The 20,354-nt window shown below is 68.5% G+C and carries 19 protein-coding genes; 13 read left to right on the forward strand and 6 right to left on the reverse strand.

Going from position 1 to position 20,354, the window contains the following annotated elements; genetic code table 11:
- Positions 1 to 42: 42 nt before the first annotated feature.
- Positions 43 to 690 (reverse strand): TetR/AcrR family transcriptional regulator, encoded by a 648-nt coding sequence (locus AC1DEM_RS01550; protein ID WP_476882912.1) that lies wholly within the window; start codon positions 688 to 690, stop codon positions 43 to 45.
- A 152-nt stretch (positions 691 to 842) separates the two neighbouring features.
- Between AC1DEM_RS01550 and moeB the strand changes: the two genes are divergently transcribed.
- Both moeB and AC1DEM_RS01560 read left to right on the forward strand, forming a co-directional pair.
- On the forward strand, positions 843 to 2,066 hold the full coding sequence (gene moeB, locus AC1DEM_RS01555) for a molybdopterin-synthase adenylyltransferase MoeB (protein ID WP_476882780.1): 1,224 nt from the start codon (positions 843 to 845) through the stop codon (positions 2,064 to 2,066).
- A gap of 95 nt (positions 2,067 to 2,161) precedes the next feature.
- Entirely contained in the window at positions 2,162 to 3,190 is a 1,029-nt protein-coding gene (locus AC1DEM_RS01560; protein ID WP_476882781.1) for an SDR family NAD(P)-dependent oxidoreductase, read from the forward strand.
- A 67-nt stretch (positions 3,191 to 3,257) separates the two neighbouring features.
- On the opposite strand, the gene AC1DEM_RS01565 is transcribed toward AC1DEM_RS01560, so the two are convergent.
- Positions 3,258 to 4,637: a glutamyl-tRNA reductase gene (locus AC1DEM_RS01565; RefSeq protein WP_476882782.1), complete on the reverse strand. Its 1,380-nt coding sequence runs from the start codon at positions 4,635 to 4,637 to the stop codon at positions 3,258 to 3,260.
- A 215-nt stretch (positions 4,638 to 4,852) separates the two neighbouring features.
- Between AC1DEM_RS01565 and hemE the strand changes: the two genes are divergently transcribed.
- The 10 genes from hemE (at position 4,853) to hemL (ending at position 16,078) form a co-directional block, all read left to right on the forward strand.
- Positions 4,853 to 5,968 (forward strand): uroporphyrinogen decarboxylase, encoded by a 1,116-nt coding sequence (gene hemE, locus AC1DEM_RS01570; protein WP_476882913.1) that lies wholly within the window; start codon positions 4,853 to 4,855, stop codon positions 5,966 to 5,968.
- 4 nt (positions 5,969 to 5,972) lie between these two features.
- Positions 5,973 to 7,472 (forward strand): protoporphyrinogen oxidase, encoded by a 1,500-nt coding sequence (gene hemG, locus AC1DEM_RS01575; RefSeq protein ID WP_476882783.1) that lies wholly within the window; start codon positions 5,973 to 5,975, stop codon positions 7,470 to 7,472.
- A 156-nt stretch (positions 7,473 to 7,628) separates the two neighbouring features.
- Entirely contained in the window at positions 7,629 to 8,459 is an 831-nt protein-coding gene (locus AC1DEM_RS01580; protein ID WP_476882784.1) for a hypothetical protein, read from the forward strand.
- Between the two features lie 162 nt (positions 8,460 to 8,621).
- Complete coding sequence (hemQ, locus tag AC1DEM_RS01585; protein ID WP_476882785.1) at positions 8,622 to 9,368, forward strand: hydrogen peroxide-dependent heme synthase; 747 nt, start codon at positions 8,622 to 8,624, stop codon at positions 9,366 to 9,368.
- Complete coding sequence (locus AC1DEM_RS01590; RefSeq protein ID WP_476882786.1) at positions 9,365 to 10,660, forward strand: ferrochelatase; 1,296 nt, start codon at positions 9,365 to 9,367, stop codon at positions 10,658 to 10,660. The genes hemQ and AC1DEM_RS01590 overlap by 4 nt, the downstream gene beginning before the upstream one ends.
- A complete protein-coding gene (gene hemC / locus AC1DEM_RS01595; RefSeq protein WP_476882787.1) occupies positions 10,657 to 11,655 on the forward strand; it encodes a hydroxymethylbilane synthase in 999 nt (332 codons plus the stop codon). Before AC1DEM_RS01590 ends, hemC begins: the two co-directional genes overlap by 4 nt.
- A gap of 19 nt (positions 11,656 to 11,674) precedes the next feature.
- Entirely contained in the window at positions 11,675 to 12,652 is a 978-nt protein-coding gene (locus AC1DEM_RS01600) for a uroporphyrinogen-III synthase (protein ID WP_476882788.1), read from the forward strand.
- Positions 12,649 to 13,632 (forward strand): porphobilinogen synthase, encoded by a 984-nt coding sequence (gene hemB, locus AC1DEM_RS01605; RefSeq protein ID WP_476882789.1) that lies wholly within the window; start codon positions 12,649 to 12,651, stop codon positions 13,630 to 13,632. The genes AC1DEM_RS01600 and hemB overlap by 4 nt, the downstream gene beginning before the upstream one ends.
- Entirely contained in the window at positions 13,629 to 14,717 is a 1,089-nt protein-coding gene (locus AC1DEM_RS01610) for an LLM class flavin-dependent oxidoreductase (RefSeq protein ID WP_476882790.1), read from the forward strand. Before hemB ends, AC1DEM_RS01610 begins: the two co-directional genes overlap by 4 nt.
- Positions 14,718 to 14,746: 29 nt before the next feature.
- Positions 14,747 to 16,078 carry a glutamate-1-semialdehyde 2,1-aminomutase gene (gene hemL, locus AC1DEM_RS01615; protein ID WP_476882791.1) on the forward strand — a complete coding sequence of 444 codons (1,332 nt, stop codon included), beginning with the start codon at positions 14,747 to 14,749 and terminating at the stop codon, positions 16,076 to 16,078.
- Between the two features lie 99 nt (positions 16,079 to 16,177).
- Here the strand turns inward: hemL and AC1DEM_RS01620 are convergent, their stop codons facing one another.
- The 4 genes from AC1DEM_RS01620 to AC1DEM_RS01635 all read right to left on the reverse strand — a co-directional run bounded on the left by AC1DEM_RS01620 (position 16,178) and on the right by AC1DEM_RS01635 (position 19,776).
- Positions 16,178 to 16,915, reverse strand: a complete 738-nt coding sequence (locus tag AC1DEM_RS01620) for an amino acid ABC transporter ATP-binding protein (RefSeq protein ID WP_476882792.1) — start codon at positions 16,913 to 16,915, stop codon at positions 16,178 to 16,180.
- Entirely contained in the window at positions 16,912 to 17,676 is a 765-nt protein-coding gene (locus AC1DEM_RS01625; RefSeq protein ID WP_476882793.1) for an amino acid ABC transporter permease, read from the reverse strand. The genes AC1DEM_RS01620 and AC1DEM_RS01625 overlap by 4 nt, the downstream gene beginning before the upstream one ends.
- A gap of 3 nt (positions 17,677 to 17,679) precedes the next feature.
- The gene (locus AC1DEM_RS01630) at positions 17,680 to 18,615 is read right to left on the reverse strand and encodes an ABC transporter substrate-binding protein (protein ID WP_476882914.1); all 936 of its coding nucleotides are present in this window, start codon (positions 18,613 to 18,615) and stop codon (positions 17,680 to 17,682) included.
- A 450-nt stretch (positions 18,616 to 19,065) separates the two neighbouring features.
- A complete protein-coding gene (locus AC1DEM_RS01635; protein ID WP_476882794.1) occupies positions 19,066 to 19,776 on the reverse strand; it encodes an exonuclease domain-containing protein in 711 nt (236 codons plus the stop codon).
- A gap of 97 nt (positions 19,777 to 19,873) precedes the next feature.
- On the opposite strand from AC1DEM_RS01635, the gene AC1DEM_RS01640 reads away from it, so the two are divergent.
- On the forward strand, positions 19,874 to 20,290 hold the full coding sequence (locus AC1DEM_RS01640) for an MGMT family protein (RefSeq protein WP_476882795.1): 417 nt from the start codon (positions 19,874 to 19,876) through the stop codon (positions 20,288 to 20,290).
- The last annotated feature ends 64 nt before the right edge of the window (positions 20,291 to 20,354 follow it).

Below are 20,354 nucleotides of genomic sequence, written 5' to 3' on the forward strand. Positions count from 1 at the left end.
TCAACGTCCAAAAAATGTCTAAGGTCAATCTCTATTTGTAGTCTAGGTCTCTTTGGGGAAGCGGGAGATTCCGCGCCAAGCTAAACGGTAGATGAGGTCGCTGGCTACATCGAGATCCAGATTCCCGGCCGTTTCCAGCCAGTACCGGGCGCTCACCTGGGCCATTCCAGCGAGCCCGCGGCCCAGCAGCCGGGCTTCCAGTTCGGGCAGCTTGGTGTCCTCGGCGATGACGCGGGCGACGGCGTCGGCAAAGGTCTTGTTGAATGTTTCCAGCCGTGCACTGACGTCGGGATCGTTGATCAGGTCTGATTCGAAGACCAGCCGGTGCGCCTGGTCGTCGTGGGCAATGAAGCGGAAGTAGGCGCGCATGACCGCCTGGACGCGTTCGTCATTGTCCGTGGTGGAATTCAGGGCGCCAAGCAGCAGATCGATCAGGGTGCTGAGGTGGCTGTCCAGCAATGCCAGGTACAGGTCCCGTTTGGAAGGGAAGTGCTGGTACAGCACCGGCTTGCTGACGTGGGCGGTCTCGGCGATCTCATCCATGGCGGCACCGTGATAGCCGTTCGCCACGAAAACTTCCTGCGCGGCCGCCAACAGCTGCGCCCGGCGTTCGTCACGGGGCAGGCGGGCCGAGCGCTGGCCGCTCCGTGTCTGTCCGGCCGGCGGCTTGCCGGTCTCGTCCCGTTCCACCGGTGCCTGATGAACCACGTCGGCCTTCTTTCCTTTTCACCCCATTGCGCGCAATGGCACTCAACTGCACTTGTACTGAACTACCTTGCACTCAATTACACCTTACGCGCGGGTAATATGACCTGGCGGTATCTTCGGGCATAGATTGAAGTATGGCTTCCAAGTTCACCGCCACCGGCGCCCCCGCAACCCACCAGACGCAGCTGGATCCGCGGCCAGGGCCGCTGGTTGACCCGGCAGGGGAGCTCAGCCCCGACGAAGTGGAACGCTACTCGCGCCACCTGATCATCCCGGAGATCGGCGCGATCGGTCAGCGGCGCCTCAAGAACGCGAAAGTCCTCGTCATCGGGGCCGGCGGCCTCGGCTCCCCGGCCCTGCTCTATCTCGCCGCTGCAGGGGTCGGCACCCTCGGCATCGTTGACGATGACGACGTCGACCTCAGCAACCTCCAGCGCCAGATCATCCACGGCGTCGCGGATGTGGGCCGGCCCAAAATCGAGTCCGCCCGCGACGCCATTGCGGCCCTGAACCCGCTCGTGGACGTCCGGCTCCACAACGTCCGCCTCGACGCGACCAACGCGCTGGAACTCTTTGCCGGCTACGACCTCATCCTCGACGGCGCCGACAACTTTGCCACCCGCTACCTCGTCAACGACGCCGCTGCCATCCTCGGCAAGCCCTACGTCTGGGGATCGATCTTCCGCTTCGACGGCCAGGTCAGCGTCTTTTGGGAGCAGTTCGGGCCCACCTACCGGGACCTCTACCCGGAGGCGCCGCCTGCCGGATCCGTGCCGTCCTGCGGCGAAGGCGGCGTGTTCGGCATGCTGTGCGCCGCCGTCGGGACGCTGATGGTGACCGAGGCTGTCAAGCTGATCACCGGCGTCGGCCGGTCCCTGCTGGGCCGGCTGGCCCTCTATGACGCGCTCGGCGGCACCTGGCGCGAGATCAAGGTGGCCCGGGACCCCGAGGCGGTGCGCGTCACTGAGCTTACCGATTACGAGGCATTTTGCGGGATAACCCCGACGGCGGATGCCGGCACCGAGCACACCGTGACGGCGACCCAGCTCGCCACCATGCTGGCCTCCCGCAAGGCTGGGCTCAAGGACTTCCACCTCATTGACGTGCGGGAGCAAGGGGAGTACGAGATTGTCCGCATTGACGGGTCGGTGCTGATCCCGCAGGGCCGCATCCTTGCCGGGGAGGCGTGGCAGGAACTGCCCCAGGATGCCGAAATTGTCTTCCACTGCAAGGGCGGAACACGTTCCGCCGCCGTCCTGTCCGCAGCCCGAGCCGCCGGGTACGAGCGCGTCAGCCACCTCGAGGGCGGCATTCTCGCCTGGGTCCGGGACGTGGAACCCGGGAAGCCGGTGTACTGAGGCCAACCGGCCAGCCGCGCCGCGGCCGCCGCGGCCGCGTCGCGGCCGCCGAAAAATGCTCCGCCAAGCGGCGCCCTCCTACGAAAGGCCTGGCCATGAGCGAGGAATATACCCTGACACCCCAGCGCAAGATTGGCTCTGGCTTTGGCCGGGAGTCGACAGCGGCCGAGGTGATTGCCGGCATCGACCTGACCGGGAGGACCGCGATCGTGACGGGCGGCTACTCGGGACTGGGCCTGGAGACCGTGCGGGCACTGGCCTCCGCCGGTGCCGCCGTTGTGGTGCCGGCCCGCCGGCCGGGGCACGCCCGGGACGTCCTCTCAGAGGCCGGGCTGACGCCGGCCACCGAAGGCATCGAAGGCAGCGATGTCAGCGTTGCCGAGATGGATCTGGCGGACCAGGCCAGCGTGAAGGAGTTCGCCGCCGGCTTCCTGGCGGGCGCGGCGCCCGGCGCGAAACGCAGCCTGGACATCCTGGTCAACAACGCCGCCATCATGGCGAGCCCGGAGCGCAGGGTGGGCCCCGGCTGGGAGTCGCAGTTCGCCACGAACCACCTGGGTCATTTTGCCCTCACCAACCTGCTGTGGCCCGCGCTTACCGCGGCGCAGGGAGCCCGCGTGGTCTCGCTGTCCTCCACCGGCCACAAGCTCTCGGGGATCCGGTTCGATGACATCAATTTCGACTCCGGCTACGACAAATGGCGCGCCTACGGCCAGGCCAAGACGGCCAACGCGCTCTTCGCCGTCCAGCTCGATGCCCTGGGCCGGGATTTCGGCGTGCGCGCTTTCGCCGTACATCCGGGCGGGATCATGACGGAACTGCAGCGGCACCTGCCGCGCGAAGAGATGATCGCCGCAGGCTGGATGGACGCGGACGGCAAGCTCGACCCGCGCTTCAAGACACCGGCGCAGGGCGCCGCCACTTCGGTCTGGGCCGCGACGGCTCCGGCGCTCGAGGGAATGGGAGGCGTCTACTGCGAGGACTGCGACATCGCCGAAGCCACGGTGCCGGGATCCCCCGAAGCGAGGATCCGGGGCGTGGATGCGCATGCGGTGGACCGCGAGGCTGCCGCGCAGCTGTGGCAGATGTCGGCCGAAATGACCGGAATCAACGCATTCCGCTGATAAACACCGGCAGGCCGCGGACGGCGCTGACTACGCGGGGCGGCTACGCCCGGGGGCCTCGGGGCAGTTATGCGGTTTCGCGGATATCGCCCGCGCCGGAGATGTGGTCCCCAGGGTTGCCGATAGCTGCGTTGTGGTCGACGGGGCACGCGGCCGCGGGGCCGGCAGCACCTGAGGCCGGTGCACCGGCGGCGGGCTCCACTGTGATGCCGTACAGCGCCTCAAGACCGGCAATGTAGGTCTCCTGCTGTCCGTTGGAGGCCAGTTCGCGCGCCCGGACGGTGGGGATATGCAGGAGTTGTTTCACCATGCGGCGCAGGGCGAATTCGACTTCCTCGGCGGCAGCGGTGCAGCCGTGCCGGGCCCGGACCTTTTCCATCTCCGCGTCCAGGACGTTCATCGTGTGGCGGCGCAAGGCGACTATCGCCGAGTCCACGGACCGTGCCTCGCGCTCCTGCTCAAAGGCGCTGGCGGCCCCGGACACGATGCTGCTGGCCTGCTCGAGCGACTCGGCCTGTTCCTGCGGCGCGGCCAGCCGGACGGATTCGAGCGTGAGCAATTCGACGCCGTCGAGATCGCCCACCGCGGGGTCGAAGTCATGGGTCAGGGCGAGGTCAATCGCGATGAGCGGCTGGGGCGAGTTAGCCCGGATCCGGGCGAGATCGCCCGCTTCGACCCGGCTGTCGGAGCCGCTGCAGCCGATTATGACGTCGGCCCCGGCAACTGCGGCCGGAAGGGTGTCCTCGTCCAGGGCTGTGCCGCCCCGGGTGGCGACAAAGCCAGCGGCGCGGCCGGAGGAGGAATAGACAAAGACGTCGGTGCAGCCGCGTTCGCGCAGCAGCGACATGGTGGCTCCGGCGTAGGCGCCGGTCCCGAAGACGACAGCTTTCTTGGCGGACCAGTCCGGGTTTTCCGACAGGTCCGTCGCGAGATCCAGCGCCACGGAGACGATGGACAGGCCGCGCGAACCCAGCGCCGTCTGGGCGCCGACGTCCTTGGCGGTCTTGGACGCAGCCTGGAACAGCCGGACCAGGCCGGAACTGGCGGTGCCCTCGTGCTGGGCGGTGATCAGGGCGCGGCGGACCTGGCCGGCAATTTCGCGTTCGCCGACCACGGCGGAGTCCAGTCCGGAGCTGACGGCGAAAAGATGCTGGCTGACCTCGGCGCCGGTGCGGGTGCTGAAGGCGCGGGAGACGAGCTGATCGTTGAGTCCGCTGGCTCCGCTGATCTGGGTGATGAGGGCCGCCCGGGCTGCGTCGACAGCGTCAGGATGCGGGGCTTCACCATAGATTTCAAGGCGGTTGCAGGTGGCAAGGACAACGGCACCCGCCACGGCCGGCGATCCGGCGAGGGCGGATGTGGCGAGCCCTGAAGCGCCGGTGCTCAACTGAGCAACGGTTTCGAGGTCGATGTCGGCGTGTGTAGCCACCAATGAAAAAAGAACCACAGCACCACCATCATAGCTTTTTCGTGCCCGTGTAGAACAACTGTCCCGGCGTGGGTTCGGGCACGCCGGCCTGTGATTCCCGCCACCGTGCGGCGCTCGTGGCCAGTGTGAGAGGCACCGTGACAGGCTGTCGTTATCTTTTGGGCACAAATTTGGGCACAATCGAAGGCATGACTCCAAGCACTGCGGCACGTGCCGGCACCACCACATTCAGTATGTCCGAGGGCAATGCTGCCAACGATGGCGGCGTCGTGGATGGCGCCGCAGGCGGCCTCGATGCCGGGCACCCGCTGATGGACGGCCGCACCGCAAGCTCGCCGCTGATCACGGCCTACCGCGGCGGCAAGCCCTCCCGCCGACCGGTCTGGTTCATGCGCCAGGCAGGCCGGTCGCTGCCCGAATACCTCAAGATCCGTGAGGGCGTCGCGATGCTGGACTCGTGCCTGCGCCCCGAGCTGGCTTCCGAGATCACCCTGCAGCCGGTCCGCCGCCACGACGTCGATGCCGCCATCTTCTTCTCGGACATTGTCATCCCGCTCAAGCTGGCCGGCGTGGGTGTGGACATCGTGCCCGGCATCGGACCCGTCCTGGACAAACCGGTCCGCACGGCCGCGGACGTTGCAGCCCTGCCGCAGCTGACCTGGGAGGCCTTGGAGCCTATCCGCGAAGCTGTCCGGCTTACGGTGGCCGAGCTTGGCAGCACGCCGTTGATCGGCTTCGCCGGTGCGCCCTTCACCCTCGCCGCCTACATGGTGGAAGGCAAGCCTTCCCGCGACCACCTCGGCCCGCGCACCATGATGCACGCCGACCCCGGGACCTGGACTGCGCTGGCCAACTGGGCCGCGGACGCCTCCGGGATGTTCCTCCGCGCCCAGCTGGAAGCCGGCGCCTCGGCCGGCCAGCTCTTCGATTCCTGGGCCGGTTCGCTGGGACTGGCCGACTACAAGCGCTTCGTTGCGCCGGCGTCGTCCCGTGCCCTGGACCATGTCCGGCACCTTGGCGCGCCGCTGATCCACTTCGGCACCGGCACCTCCGAACTGCTCGTCGCGATGCGCGACGTCGGCGTCGACGTCGTGGGGGTCGACTATCGGCTGCCGCTGGACGAGGCCAACCGCCGCCTTGGCGGCACCGTTCCTCTGCAGGGCAACATCGACCCGGCCCTGCTCTCGGCGCCGTGGGAAGTCCTCGAAGCGCATGTCCGCGACGTGCTCGCGGCCGGCTCCGCGGCTCCCGGGCACGTGGTGAACCTCGGCCACGGGGTGCCGCCGGAAACGGATCCTGAGGTGCTCACGCGCGTGGTCGAACTCATCCACTCCATCGCTCCGGAGTAAGAGCGTGGACGCGGGCCCCGCCGGGACTCCCTTGGAAGGCACCGCCGTCGTGATTGGGGGCGGGATCTCCGGCCTGCTTGCGGCCCGGGAGTTCGCCCGGGCCGGCGTCCGCACCACCGTCCTCGAAGCCAGCGAAGCCTGGGGCGGCTGCATCGGCGGCCATGCCGTGGCCGGATTGACCCTGGACAGCGGCGCAGAATCTTTCGCCACCCGTACCACCGCCGTAGCCGACCTCGCGGCGGAGCTCGGGCTGGCTGGCGAGATCGTCGCTCCGAACCCCGGCGGCGCTTGGGTCCAGCTGCCCGACGGCCCGCGGGAACTGCCCAAGACCGGCGTCCTGGGCATCCCGGCCAGCCCGTGGGACCCGGAAGTCCTCCGGTCACTGGGCCGGCTGGGTTCCCTCCGCGCCTCCCTCGATGCCGTGCTGCCGGCCTGGCTGGGCACCGGCGCCGAGGCCACGAGCGTGTCAGCCCTGGTCCGCCGGCGGATGGGCAGCCGGGTCCTGGACCGGCTCGTGGCACCGGTTGTCGGGGGCGTCCACTCGGCCGATCCCGCAGTGCTCGACGTCGACATGGTGGCCCCCGGGCTGCGTGCCGGCATCCGTGAGCACGGTTCCCTCGCCGCCGCCGTCGCGGCCCAGCGCAGGGGAGCGGCGGCCGCCACGGCCGGACCGGCCGGTTCCGCGAGGGCCCAGTCAGCGGGGCTCCGGAAGGCCGGGTCCGCCGTCGCCGGGCTGCGCGGTGGAATGCACACTCTCGTCGCCGCCCTGCTCGCCGATCTCCGCCAGCGCGGCGTCACCCTGCTCAACGGCACCTCGGCCCGGTCCGTGCAGCGCACAGCCGACGGCTGGCGGGTGGCCACTGACCGGGCCATATTCGACGCCGGATTCCTCGTGGTTGCGGTGGAGGGCCCCGCGGCCGTCGGGCTGCTTGAGGACACACTGCCCGAACTTGCCGGCCTCCGCCCCGACGCCGGACCCGATGTCTGCCTGGTCACGCTTGTGGTGGATCTGCCTGCCCTTGACCCGGCGCCGCGCGGCACCGGCGTGCTTGTGGCGCCGCAGAGCCCGGGCGTGCAGGCCAAGGCGCTGACCCACGCCACCGCCAAGTGGGCCTGGCTGGCGGAGCGGACAGGCCCGGGAAGGCATGTGCTCCGGCTCTCCTACGGACGCGCTGCTGCCGCAGGCCCGGCGCGGGAGCCCGGAGCCGGGGGAGCGCCCGCGGCCCCGCACTCTGACGATGAGCTGTTCCGCGCAGCGCTGGCTGACGCCTCGGCCCTGCTGGGCGTTCCCGTCGGCGCCGGGGACGTGGCGGACTGGGACGTGGTCCGCTGGGCCGGTGCGCTGCCCTTTGCGTCGCTGGGCCACAGGCAGCGCGTCGCGGCCGTCCGGAGCATCTGTGCAGCGGACGGCACGCTTGCCGTGGTGGGCGGCTGGCTGTCCGGCAACGGCCTGGCCGCGATCGTGGCCGACACCCCGCGGCAGGTCCAAACCCTGTTGGCCTGATCACGGTCTCTCGAGTCCCAAAAGCACCCTCAGCCACAGGAATAACAGTGTTTCCCAGGCACCCTGAACCTCTCCGGTCCCGTGTGGTTTCCTGCCGGATTTCCGCGGTTTTTGCAAGTTTTTCCTGCCGGTCGATTGCGGCTAGGGTCGATGACCATGGTTATTTTCAGGTCCAAGGTGTCCACAACGAAAAACGGGCGTCATTGGGGCCTTCGACGCGGCGCGGCGGCAGTCGCCCCCGGGGCGGTGCTGGCTGCCACCGCAGGGGTCCCGGCCTCACATGCGGCCACCGGGCTGTCCGCGGCAGCGTCCGCGCCGTCGGCGCAGGGCTCGCTGAGTCTCGGCCTCGATGACGTGCTGGATGGCCTGCTGGGCTCCGCGACGACGCCGAGCCACTCGCCCTCCGGCGGCTCGGACGATGACACCCCTTCGCGGCCACCGTCGCACAGCAGCCCGGAGCCCAGCGATCCCAGTGACCCACAGCCCAGCACTCCCCAGCCCACGGCACCGCCCACCAGCACCCCGCCCACCAGCACCCCGTCCGCGAAACCTGCGCCGCCCGCCGCCCCGCAGGTCCCCGGCACGCCGCCCGCCGCCCCGGCACCGGGAGCTCCCGCCGCTGGCGGATCCGCCGGGTCCGCTCCCACAGGAGAAGCTCCCGGCCAGCCGGCACCGGGAAGCGGCAGCGCCGACCAGACCGCCGAGCCCGGGGCAGCAGTGCCGGCCGTGGGCAGCGGTACTGGCACGCAGGCGCCGGCCTCGAAACCGGCCACATCGCACCCTTCCCCAACCGGTTCAAACACCGCCGAATCAAACACAGCCGGTGCGACCATGACCCCGGCCAAGGGCCACGCCGGCAACTCCTCCCTGGAGGCGACGTCGGTGGTGAAACCTGCCGGGCGGTCACCGCTGGTCGGCTGGGGCATCGGCCTGGTGGTGTTCTCGCTCGGTGCCGGCGTCGCGGTGATCCGGATGCGCCGGAGCTGACAGGACCTTTTTTGGCTGACCCGCCCGCCGCGGACCGCTGACCCGCCTGCCGCTGACCCGCCTGCCCCAGAGCAGCCTCCCGGGTGTGAAATAAAGCACTTCTACGCGTTGTAGAAGTGCTTTTTTTCGACTTAGCTGGGGAGAGGAGGCAGACTGGTATGCATGAGCCACACTTCTGCCGAATCTGTCACTAAAACCGGAATGTCAGCCCCCGGGGAATCAGTCGCCGGGGCAGCGGCGCCCGAAGATTCAACCGAGCAGTTCTTCACCCTCTGGACCGTTTTCAAGCGGTCCGAGGACATCCTGCGGGGCCCTGATGCAGCCGAAGACTTCGAAGCGCTGATGAAAAGCCTCGCCGACGCCGGCGTTGTCCACCGCGGCAGCTACGACGTCTCTGCGATGCGGGCCGACGCGGACATCATGGTCTGGCTGCATGGTCCCCGGCCGGAAGCGCTGCAGCGTGCAGTCCGGGACATCCGGCGCAGCAAACTGTTCGCAGGCACAGAGATCGTCTGGTCAGCCATGGGCGTGCACCGCGAGGCCGAGTTCGCCAAGAACCACACTCCGGCGTTCTCCCGCGGTGTGGAACCTGCAGAGTGGCTCTGCGTCTACCCCTTCGTCCGCTCCTACGAGTGGTACCTCCTGCCGGACGCCGAGCGTGGCGCCATGCTCCGCGACCACGGCATGCTGGGCCGCGACTTCCCCCAGGTCATCTCCAACACGGTCTCCTCCTTCGCCCTGGGCGACTGGGAATGGATCCTCGGCCTGGAAGCCCCCGAACTCGTGGACCTCGTGGACCTGATGCGTCACCTGCGGTCCACCGAAGCCCGGCACCATGTCCGGGAAGAAATCCCCTTCTACACTGGCCGCCGCGTCACCCCCGCCGAGATTGCCGAGGTCCTTGCATGAGTCCGTTGGATCCCCAGGAATCCGCCGCCTCAGTAACCGCAGTGAACCCCGTCACGGAGGCCGGCCGGATGGCCCCCAAGGAGTACGACGCCGTACTCCTTGCCTCCTTCGGCGGACCCGAGGGGCAGGAGGACGTCATCCCGTTCCTCCGCAACGTCACCCGTGGCCGCGGCATCCCGGACGAACGGCTCGAAGAGGTCTCGCACCATTACCGCGCCAACGGCGGCATCAGCCCCATCAACGGACAGAATCGTGAGCTCAAGGCCGGCCTCGAGGCCGAACTTGCCGCCCGCGGCATCGGGCTGCCCGTTTTCTGGGGCAATCGCAACTGGAACCCGTACATCCCGCAGACCCTGCAGGAGATCTACGACGCCGGCCACCGCAAGGTCCTCATGCTCACCACGAGCGCCTACTCCTGCTACTCCAGCTGCCGCCAGTACCGCGAGGACATTGGCATGGCGCTGACGGAAACCGGGCTCGACGGCAAGCTCGAGGTCGACAAGGTGCGCCAGTACTTCGACCACCCCGGCTTCGTAGAACCCTTCATCGAAGGCACCGCCGCCGGCCTTGCCGACGTCCGGGCCCAGCTGGCCGCGGCGGGCACCCCGGACGCCCCCGTGCACATCCTGTTCGCGACGCACTCCATCCCTACCCGCGACGCCGAGGCCGCCGGGCGGTCCGAGGACGAGCCCCGCACCTTCGAGGAAGACTCCGCCTACGCCGCGCAGCACCTGGCCTCCGGCAGCGAGATCATCCGCCGGGTCGAGGTCGAGACGGGCATGACCGCACCGTGGTCCCTCGTCTACCAGTCCCGCTCCGGAGCCCCGCACGTGCCGTGGCTCGAACCGGACATCAACGACGCCATCGAGGAGCTCGCCGGCCAGGGCGTCAAGGGCATCGTGATTGTGCCGCTGGGCTTTGTCAGTGACCACATGGAAGTGGTCTGGGACCTGGACACCGAGGCCCTCGAGACCTGCGCAAAGCTGGATCTGACCGCCACCCGCGTCCCCACCCCCGGAACGCACCGCAAGTTTGTCGCCGGGCTCGTGGACCTCATCTGCGAGCGGACCGTCGCGAACAACATCGCCGAGCGTCCCCACCTGACCAAGCTCGGCCCCTGGTACGACGTTTGCCGGCCCGGCTGCTGCGCGAACTTCCGCGGCGAAAAGCCCACCGTCGCCGGAGCCGACACCAACGTCGGGACCGGGCACGATCCTTACCCGGCCGCACCCGTGGCTGCGGGCGCGGCATCGGCTACGGCTGCGACGGCGGCAGGCCGGGGGACCCCATGACCGTCCGGATCGGCACCCGCGCCAGCAAGCTGGCCCTGACCCAGACCCAGCAGACCGCGGACCAGCTGGCCGCCGTCGGAGGGTTCCCCGTCGAGCTCGTCCACATCCGGACCGAAGGTGATGTCCTCAAGGGCTCGCTGTCCCAGATGGGCGGCACCGGTGTATTCGTCGCCGCGCTCCGCGACGCCTTGCTGCAGGACAAATGCGACGTCGCCGTGCATTCGCTCAAGGACCTTCCCACCGGTCCGGCCTTGGGGCTGAGCCTCGCTGCCACCCCGAAACGCGTCGACGTCCGGGACGTGCTGTGCGCCCGTGGCGGGCTCAAGCTCGCCGACCTGCCCGAGGGAGCCACCGTGGGCACCGGCTCCCCGCGGCGCGCAGCCCAGCTCCGTGCCGCCCGCCCCGACCTGGACATCCGTGACATCCGCGGCAACGTGGAAACCCGGCTGGGGCGCGTCCCGGGCCTGGCGGGCAACACGATCGACGCCGTCGTCGACGGCAAGTCCTGCGACCTCGACGCCGTCGTGCTCGCCGCCGCCGGACTGCACCGGATCGGCCGGCTTGACGCCGTCAGCGAGTATCTCGAGACGGACGTCATGCTCCCTGCCGCCGGGCAGGGTGCCCTGGCGATCGAATGCCGCACGGCCGATGCGCCCCGCAGGGCCGGGTCCACGGAAGGCTCCCAGGGCGTGCTGGCGCAGGCCCTCGCGGCCCTCGATGATCCGGACACCCGGCTCGCCGTCACAGCCGAACGTGCTTTGCTGGCCCGCCTGGAAGCCGGATGCGCCGCCCCCGTGGGCGCCTACGCCTACCGCAAGGGCAGCATGCTGTACCTCGAGGCGGTGGTCTGCGCTGTCGACGGCACGGCAACGGTCCGCGACAAGAAGGCCACCGATGGCCTCACCGAGATCGGGGCAACGCTGCTCGGGATCGAACTGGCCGAAGTCCTGCTGGCCGGCGGCGCCGCCGGCATCGCGGACCTGGCAGCTTCCTGAACCGCGGATTCCACACTTTATGGGACGGCAAAGCGACCGAAACCACATGGGCGGGCCGGCCGGCACGAGGGTGCCGGACGGCGCCCGTGTGCTGGTTGCCCGCAGCCCGGACCGGGCGGGGGAGCTCGTCACGGCCCTCCGCCGTGTGGGTGCCGAGCCCATGCTCCTGCCGCTGATCGACTTCGAGCAGGCGAGTGACCAGCACTCCCTTGACGTCGCCTTCGACGCGCTCGGCGCCGGGGCCTACACCTGGCTTGTGATCAGCAGCGTGACCACCGTCCAGGCTCTTGAGTCGAAGGCCGCCGAACGGGGCGCTTCCCTCAGCAACTGGCTGCCCGGCGGTCTCCTCGTGGCCACGATTGGCCCGGCCACCCGCACTTTCCTGGAATCCCGGGGTATCAGCGTGGACCTTGCCCCCACGGGCCAGCAATCCGGAACGGGCCTGCTCGACATCTGGCCCGCGAACCAGGGCAGCGTGCTCCTGCCCCAGGCGGACATTGCCGACCCGCGGCTCCGCAGGGGCCTCGAGGCCCGCGGCGCCTTCGTCCAGGCCGTCACGGCCTACAACACGGTCGACTATCCCGCAGATCCGCGCCGGGCCCTGCCCGCCTTCCCGTCCGGCCCCGCGCCGGCCTCACCGCAGACCTTGACGCAACGGGCCGGTCCCGTTGGGCAGGACGCGCCCCCGCCCACAGTGCTCACCGTGGCCGAGGCGAAGGCGGAAATCGGTGCCGGCCGGCTGCACGCCGTGGTCGCCGCCTCGCCCAGCGCCGCCCGCCGCATCCACGCGGACCTCGCCCCGCTGGGCAACTGCCGATTCGTCGCCATCGGACGTTCGACGGCGGCTGAGGCAGCCTCCCTCGGACTGACCGTCGACGCCGTGGCGCAGGAGCCGACGGCGTCGGGCCTGGTAGCCGCCGTCGTCCGGTCCCTGGACCACCAGCACTCTCCACCTCATCCGTCAGTCGCAGAGCCCTCAGCAAAGGACACCTTATGAGCTTCCCGACCCACCGCCCACGCCGGCTCCGCACCACCCCGGCCATGCGCCGGCTGACCGCTGAACACCGGCTCTCGGCGTCGGAACTCATCCTGCCGGCCTTCATCCGCGAAGGCCTCACCGAGCCCAACCCGATCGCTTCCATGCCCGGCGTGCAGCAGCACACCACCGATTCGCTCCGGCGGGCCGCGGCGGAAGCCGTGCAGCTGGGCGTCGGCGGCATCATGCTGTTCGGCGTCCCCGCGGTCCGGGACGCGCGCGGGACGGCCTCCCTGGACCCCGACGGCGTGCTGAACAAGGCCATCCGGGACGTCCGGGCCGAGGTGGGCGACGAACTCGTCATCATGAGCGACGTGTGCCTCGATGAATTCACCGACCACGGCCACTGCGGCGTCCTTGACGCCAACGGCTACGTCGACAACGATGCGACCCTGGAGATCTACGGCCAGATGGCGGTCGCGCAGGCCGAGGCCGGCGCCCACGTGCTGGGTCCCTCGGGCATGATGGACGGCCAGGTCGCGGTGATCCGGCAGGCCCTCGAGGACGCCGGGCACGCCAACACCGCCATCGTGGCCTACGCCGCGAAGTATGCCTCAGCGTTCTACGGCCCGTTCCGTGAGGCCGTCGACTCGCAATTGACCGGCGACCGCCGCACGTACCAGATGGACGCCGCCAACCGCCGGGAGGCGATCCTCGAGGTGGACCTGGACCTGGCCGAAGGCGCTGACATGGTCATGGTGAAGCCTGCCATGAGCTACTTGGACATCCTCGCCGACGTCGCCGCCATGAGCCCCGTCCCCGTGGCCGCCTACCAGATTTCCGGCGAGTACTCGATGATCGAGGCCGCCGCCGCGAACGGCTGGATCGACCGCCGGGCGGCCATCACCGAGTCCGTCCTGGGCATCAAGCGCGCCGGCGCCAACATGGTGCTGACCTACTGGGCGAGCGAGCTGGCCGGCTGGCTGAAGGAGTCCCGGTGAGCGCGGCCCCCGAGCCAGGGAACACCACGCCCACGGCGCCGGTGGCGGCCGACCGCATCCTCCTCGGCCTGAACACCTTCGGCGACGTCGGCGTCTTCCCGGACGGCCATCCCGTCCCGCACGCCCAGGTGCTGCGGCAGCTCCTGGAACAGGCCGAACTCGCGGACGACGTCGGGCTGCACGCCTTCGCGGTGGGGGAGCACCACCGCCGCGACTTCGCGGTCTCCGCCCCGGAGGTCTTCCTCGCCGCGGCGGCTGCCCGCACCAAGAACATCAGGCTCGGCTCAGCCGTGACAGTGCTCAGCTCCGATGACCCGATCCGGGTCTTCCAGCGCTTCGCCACTGTGGACGCCATCTCCGGCGGCCGGGCAGAAGTCATGCTTGGCCGCGGGTCCTTCATAGAATCCTTCCCGCTGTTCGGCCTCGACCTGGCCGACTACGAGGTCCTCTTCGAAGAAAAGCTCGAGCTCTTCGAGAAGGTCCGGGCACAGAAACCGGTCCACTGGGAGGGACGCACCCGGCCGGCCCTCAACGGCCTGAGCGTTTATCCGCCGCTGGAACACCACCTGCTGCCGACCTGGATCGGCGTCGGCGGCACCCCGGAGTCGGTGCTGCGCTGCGCCGAGTACGGCTACCCGATCATCTTTGCGATCATCGGCGGCCAGCCGCGGTCCTTCGCGCCCCTGGCCAACCTCTACCGGGAGGCCATGGCCAAGTACGGGCACCCGATGCAGCAGATGGCCACGCATTCACCCGGCCACGTCGCCGCCACGGATGCGGAAGCCCGCGAGGAGTTCTACCCCCACTGGCTCGAGCAGCGGAACAGGATCGGGGCCGAACGCGGCTGGGGTCCGGCCAGCCGGGGCGAATTCGACGCGATGTGCACCCCCGAGGGAGCCCTCTATGTCGGCTCGCCCGAAACCGTGGCCGCGAAGATCGCCCTGCTCAAGAAGAACCTCGGCGTGGACCGCTTTGACCTCAAGTACAGCAACGGCACCCTGCCGCACCCGTCCATGATGCGCTCCATCGAACTGTTCGGCACCGAAGTGGCGCCCCGCGTGGCCGCGCTGCTGGCCGCGCACTGACCCGGCCGCGAACTGAAAGAATAGGAACCATGACTTCCAGCATGCCTCGCAACGAGGAACTCTTTGACCGTGCCCGCCAGCTGATGCCGGGCGGTGTGAACTCACCCGTGCGTGCCTTCGGCTCCGTGGGCGGGACGCCGCGGTTCATGGTGTCCGCAAAGGGCGCCTACCTGACCGACGCAGACGGCGCCGACTACGTCGACCTCGTCTGCTCCTGGGGCCCGGCGCTGCTGGGACACGCCCACCCGGAGGTCCTCGCCGCCGTGCATGCCGCCGTCGACCGCGGGCTGTCCTTCGGCGCGTCCACACCGGACGAGGCCAACCTCGCCGCCATCGTCAAGGAGCGCGTCCCGGCCGCCGAGCGCGTCCGGATGGTGTCCACCGGCACCGAGGCGACCATGACGGCCGTCCGGCTGGCCCGCGGTTTCACGGGACGGAACCTGATCATCAAGTTCGCCGGCTGCTACCACGGCCACCTCGACGGCCTCCTCGCCGCCGCGGGCTCCGGCCTGGCGACCCTTGCGCTGCCCGGCTCGGCCGGCGTCACCGCCGCGACGGCCGCCGAGACTCTCGTGCTGCCGTATAACGACCTCGACGCCGTCGAAGCCGCCTTCGCCAAGCACGGCGACAGCATTGCCGCCGTCATCACCGAAGCCGCTCCCGCCAATATGGGCGTGGTGACCCCCGCCGACGGCTTCAACGCAGGCCTGTCCCGGATCACCCGCGAGCACGGCGCCCTGCTGATCCTCGACGAGGTCCTGACCGGCTTCCGAACCGGCTACTCCGGCTACTGGGGCCTGACCGGCGGGGCGGCCGACGCCGCCGAGCCGTGGGCCCCCGACCTGCTGACGTTCGGGAAGGTGATTGGCGGCGGCATGCCGACGGCGGCCCTCGGCGGACGCGCCGACGTCATGGACTATCTGGCGCCCGTGGGTCCCGTCTACCAGGCCGGAACACTGTCCGGTAACCCGGTGGCCATGGCCGCCGGCGTCGCGACCCTCACGCACGCCACCCCCGAGGTCTACTCGTTCGTGGACGCCCGCTCGCTCGAACTCTCCGCGGCGCTGTCCTCCGCGCTCGACGCAGCCGGCGTGGATCACTCCATCCAGCGCGCGGGCAACCTCTTCTCCGTGGCCTTCGGCACGGGCGCACGCGGGGTCCACAACTACGACGACGCCCAGGGCCAGGACGTGTTCCGCTACGCCCCGTTCTTCCACTCCATGCTGGACTCGGGGGTCTACCTGCCGCCGTCAGTCTTCGAGGCATGGTTCCTCTCCGCCGCGCACGACGACACTGCGATGAACCGGATCTTCGACGCCCTGCCGGCGGCGGCGAAGGCGGCGGCCGGCGCCAAGCCGTAGCCTGCGGCCGGCGTCGGGCTCTCGTGGCCGGCATCCTTAAATGACTGATGGCACCCGCAGCGGCGGGTGCCATCAGTAGTTAATGCTGCCGCAGGCGGCCTAGAGAACGTCCGCGAGGAACCCTTGCAGCCGTTCGGTCTCCGGGCTCGTGAAGATCTGTTCCGGCGGACCGGACTCGACCACCACGCCGGCGTCCATGAACGTCACGGTGTCCGAGACGTTGCGGGAGAAGCCCATCTCGTGGGTCACCACCACCATGGTCATGCCGCCCTTGGCGAGATCGGCCATCAGCGCCAGGACACCCTTGACGAGCTCTGGGTCCAGGGCCGAGGTGGCCTCGTCGAAGAACATCACCTCCGGTTTCATGGCCAGGGCGCGCGCAATGGCGACGCGCTGCTGCTGGCCACCGGAGAGGTTGGCGGGACGCGCGTCGGCCTTGTGCTTGAGCCCCACCAAGTCGAGCTGTTCAAGCGCTTCTGCCTGGGCCTGCTCAGCCGGCAGCTTGCGCAGCTTCCGCAGCGCGAGCGAGACGTTGTCCACCACGGTCTTGTGCGGGAACAGGTTGAACTGCTGGAACACCATGCCGATCCGCTGGCGCAGCTCGTCCGGGTTGTCCTTCAGGACCGAGCGGCCATCGAGCAGGATATCGCCCTGGTCCGGTTCGATCAGGCGGTTCATGACCCGTAGCAGCGTGGACTTGCCCGATCCGGAGGGGCCGATCACCGAGGCGGTGGTGCCCTTCTCGACGTGCAGGTCGATGCCGCGGAGGACATGGTTCGAGCCGAAGGACAGGTGCAGGTTCTTGCCGGTCAGCGAACCGGACGCGAATTCGCTCATGGCTGTGCTCCCTTCCCGATCAGGGCCGCGGCGTCGTCGGGCTGACGTTTCTCCGGACGGCCGGTGCGCAGGCGGTTGTCGATGTAGTTGACCAAGTGGGTGAGCGGAACGGTCAGGATGAGGTACATGAACGCCGCGGCCACCAGCGGCGAAAGGTTCCCCGTGTTGGCGGCGGCGTCGTTACCGATCCGGAAGATCTCGCGCTGGCTGGCGATCAGGCCCAGCAGGTAGATCAGGGACGAGTCCTTGATCAGCGCGATGAACTGGTTGACCAGGGCCGGGAGCACCCGTCGGATGCCCTGCGGAATCACCACGAGGCGCATGGACGAGCCGTAGCTGAAGCCCAGGGCGCGGGAGGCCTCCAACTGGCCCTTTTCCACGCTCTGGATGCCGGAGCGGAAGATCTCGCCGATGTAGGCCGCCGCCATGAGGGTCAGGGCGAAGATGGCGAGAGGGAACGGGTTGGTGGATCCGGTCGTGACCCGGACCACGGGTCCAAGCCCGAGGCCGATCAGGAGGATGATCACAATCGCCGGGACGCCGCGAAACACATCCGTGTAGATCCGGGAGAGCCAACGCAGCGCAGTGATGCGGGACGTGCCCATGACGGCCAGGAACATGCCCAGGATGCACCCGAGCACGCCCGAGGAACCTGCCAGGATCAGGGTGTTGGGCAGGCCGAACTTAATCATGTTCGGTAGGACGGCTGCCATCGCCTCCCAGTCAAAGAAGGTCTTTACGAGTTGATCGAGTGCATCCATGGACTAGGACTTCGGAACGGTGACGGCTTTGGAGCCCGGGGACCACGTGGCCGGGGTCTCGCGGTCCGGGTACCATTCCTTGGTCAGCTTGGACCAGGTGCCGTCGGCAATCACAGCGTCGAGGCCGGAGTTCAGCGCGTCAATGAGCGGCTGGTTTTCCTTGTTCACGGCGTACGCGGTGAAGTTCTGGGTGTTCACAACCGACTCGGCGATGACAGTGCCATCGCCTTCCTTGACCTGGCCGGTGGCCTGCTGGGACGGAGCGACCCAGGCGTCAACCTGTCCGTTCTTCAAGTTGGCGTAAGCGGTGTTGTAGTCCTCGAAGCGGACGGGCTCGATCTGAAGGGTGTTGGTGACGTAGTCATCCTGCACCGTGCCCTGGACCACGGCGATGCGGGAGTCCTTGGTCAGGTCCTTGAACCCCTTGATGTTGGAGTCTTTCTTGGCCACCACGGCCATGTAGCCGAAGTCGTAACCGTTGGTGAAGCCCACGGTCTTACGGCGCGCGTCGGTGGTGGAAATCGAGGAGGACCCGAGGTCGAACTGCTTGTTCTGGACCTGGGCGAGCAGCGACGCGAAGCCGGTCGACTTGAACTCCACCTTGAGGCCCAGCTTGTCCGCAATGGCACGCAGGAGCTCGTTGTCGTAGCCGGTGAATTTGCCGGACTTGTCGATGTAGATGTTCGGCGGGGCATCCGAAAGGGTGCCCACAGTCAGGGTTCCTTCACTCAGCAGGCCGAGCTTGGACTTGTCAATCTTGTCCAGGGGAGTGACGTCCTTGGTGGTGTATTTGTCCAAGGATTTCTGGTCGCTGCCCTGGAGGGCATCGGTCGATGACGCAGTTGTCTGGGCCGTCCCGCCGCCGCACGCTGCAAGGGAGACCGCCACGGCGATGGCCACGGGAACGGTTGTCAGCCACTTCAAGGCTTTGCTTTTCATCACGCAATCACTTTCGTCTGAAATTCAGTGGGTCGCGGGAGGCTCATCGGGGCCCCCGGCCGCTGGCTTGGGCGCCGGGTGGAGCAGACACGCCGCGAAAGATAATTGTGTCACCCCGCGGGGACGCCCATTCAATCCGAACGAATCAGGGCTATCGTCTTCATTCTGCGAAGTATCTTCAGCTTCCGGGCTGATCGGCGGTGATCCGGGAAGCCCCGACGAAGAGTGGCGGAATCATCGGCGCCGGGGCAAGCGGCAGTTCGAAGCCCCGGCCAGTGTGAGCTCTGTCGCAATCACTGGAATTACAGGACTCGGCGGTCTAGGTGAGCCTTTACGCCGACGAAAGTTTCGTTTTAAGAAGTGCTCCCGGCCTGGTTCCGGACCTCCAGGGGTCCAGGTGTTTTGGCGTTTAGATAGCCCGGCGTCCAGAAACCCCGTCGTCCAGAAATCCTAAAAGTCGCCGCGGCTGGCGTCCTCAGGAGGCAGGACGGGCCAGTCACCTTCGATCACCGCGGCCGGCTTTGTCTTGCGCAGGTAGCTCTGGAAATCGGCGGCCTGGGCGGAGGCCCATTCGACCTGGAGCTGGTGCAGGTTGCTCGCCGGCATCCTGAGCTTGGGAAATTTTCCAGCCATGGCATCGAGCATGCGCAGGGTGGCCAGGGCGTCGGCGGCCGAGGTGTGGGCGTTGTCCAGATTGACGCCGTATTCCTCGCACAGGGCGGTCAACGTGCGCTTGCCCTTGCGGTAGCGGTCCACCTGCTTGTTCATGACGTAGGGGTCCAGAACGGGGAAGCGGCTCAACTGCGGGACCCCGTAGCGGGCCGATTCGGCAGCGAGCACGGTGAAGTCGTAGCTGGCGTTAAAGGCGATAACGGGCACACCGTCGTCGAAGAGCTCCTGCAGAACGGCGGCGAGTTCGCGCGTCACTTCCGTGGCGGGGCGGCCTTCGCGGCGGGCCTGCTCGGTGGTGACGCCGTGGATGTCGCTGGCCTCGGTGGGGATCTCCACGCCGGGATCGGCAAGCCACTCGTGTTCCTTGATCACTCCGCCGGCGGAGTCCACCACCGTGACCGACGCCGTGACGATCCGCGCCGAACGGGAGTTGCGGCCGGTCGTTTCGAGATCGAAGGCTGCGCGGGGAAGGCTGTTCCAAGTGCTCATGCGTCAACGCTACCTGCTGCCTCCGACAGTTTTTGACCGCCGTGCCCGCGTGCCGCCTGGGCACGGTTCCGGAGTCTGGAACGGCTAGGCTGGATCGATGCGAACGGAGTATGTGGAGGCTGTGCTGGAGCTCGTGGCGTTGATCCCGGCCGGCGCCGCAGTGGCCTATGGCGATGTTGCAGAACTCCTCGGCGCCGGCGGCCCGCGCCAGGTCGGTTCGGTCATGAGCCACCATGGCAGCAGCGTGCCCTGGTGGCGCGTCCTGAAGTCCAGCGGGGACGCGCCTCCCGGCCTCGAGCACGAGGCCTTGGCGCTCTATCTCCAGGAGGGGACGCCGCTGCTGGGCCATTATGAGGACTTCCTCCGGACCGGCGAGGGCCGCTGGCGCGTTGACCTGGCGTCCGGCCGGTGGGCGCCCACCGACGCCGACTTCGACCGGATCGATGCCATCGCTGAGCGGCTCGAGCGGGAGTCACATAAATTGTCGGTACCCGATGATGAAATGACTGTGTGAGTACCCCCAGCCACAGCCAGAATTTTGAACAGCCACAGTTTGAGCAGGCAGAGTTTGAACGGGC

This window comes from Arthrobacter sp. 05T420, assembly GCF_056396305.1.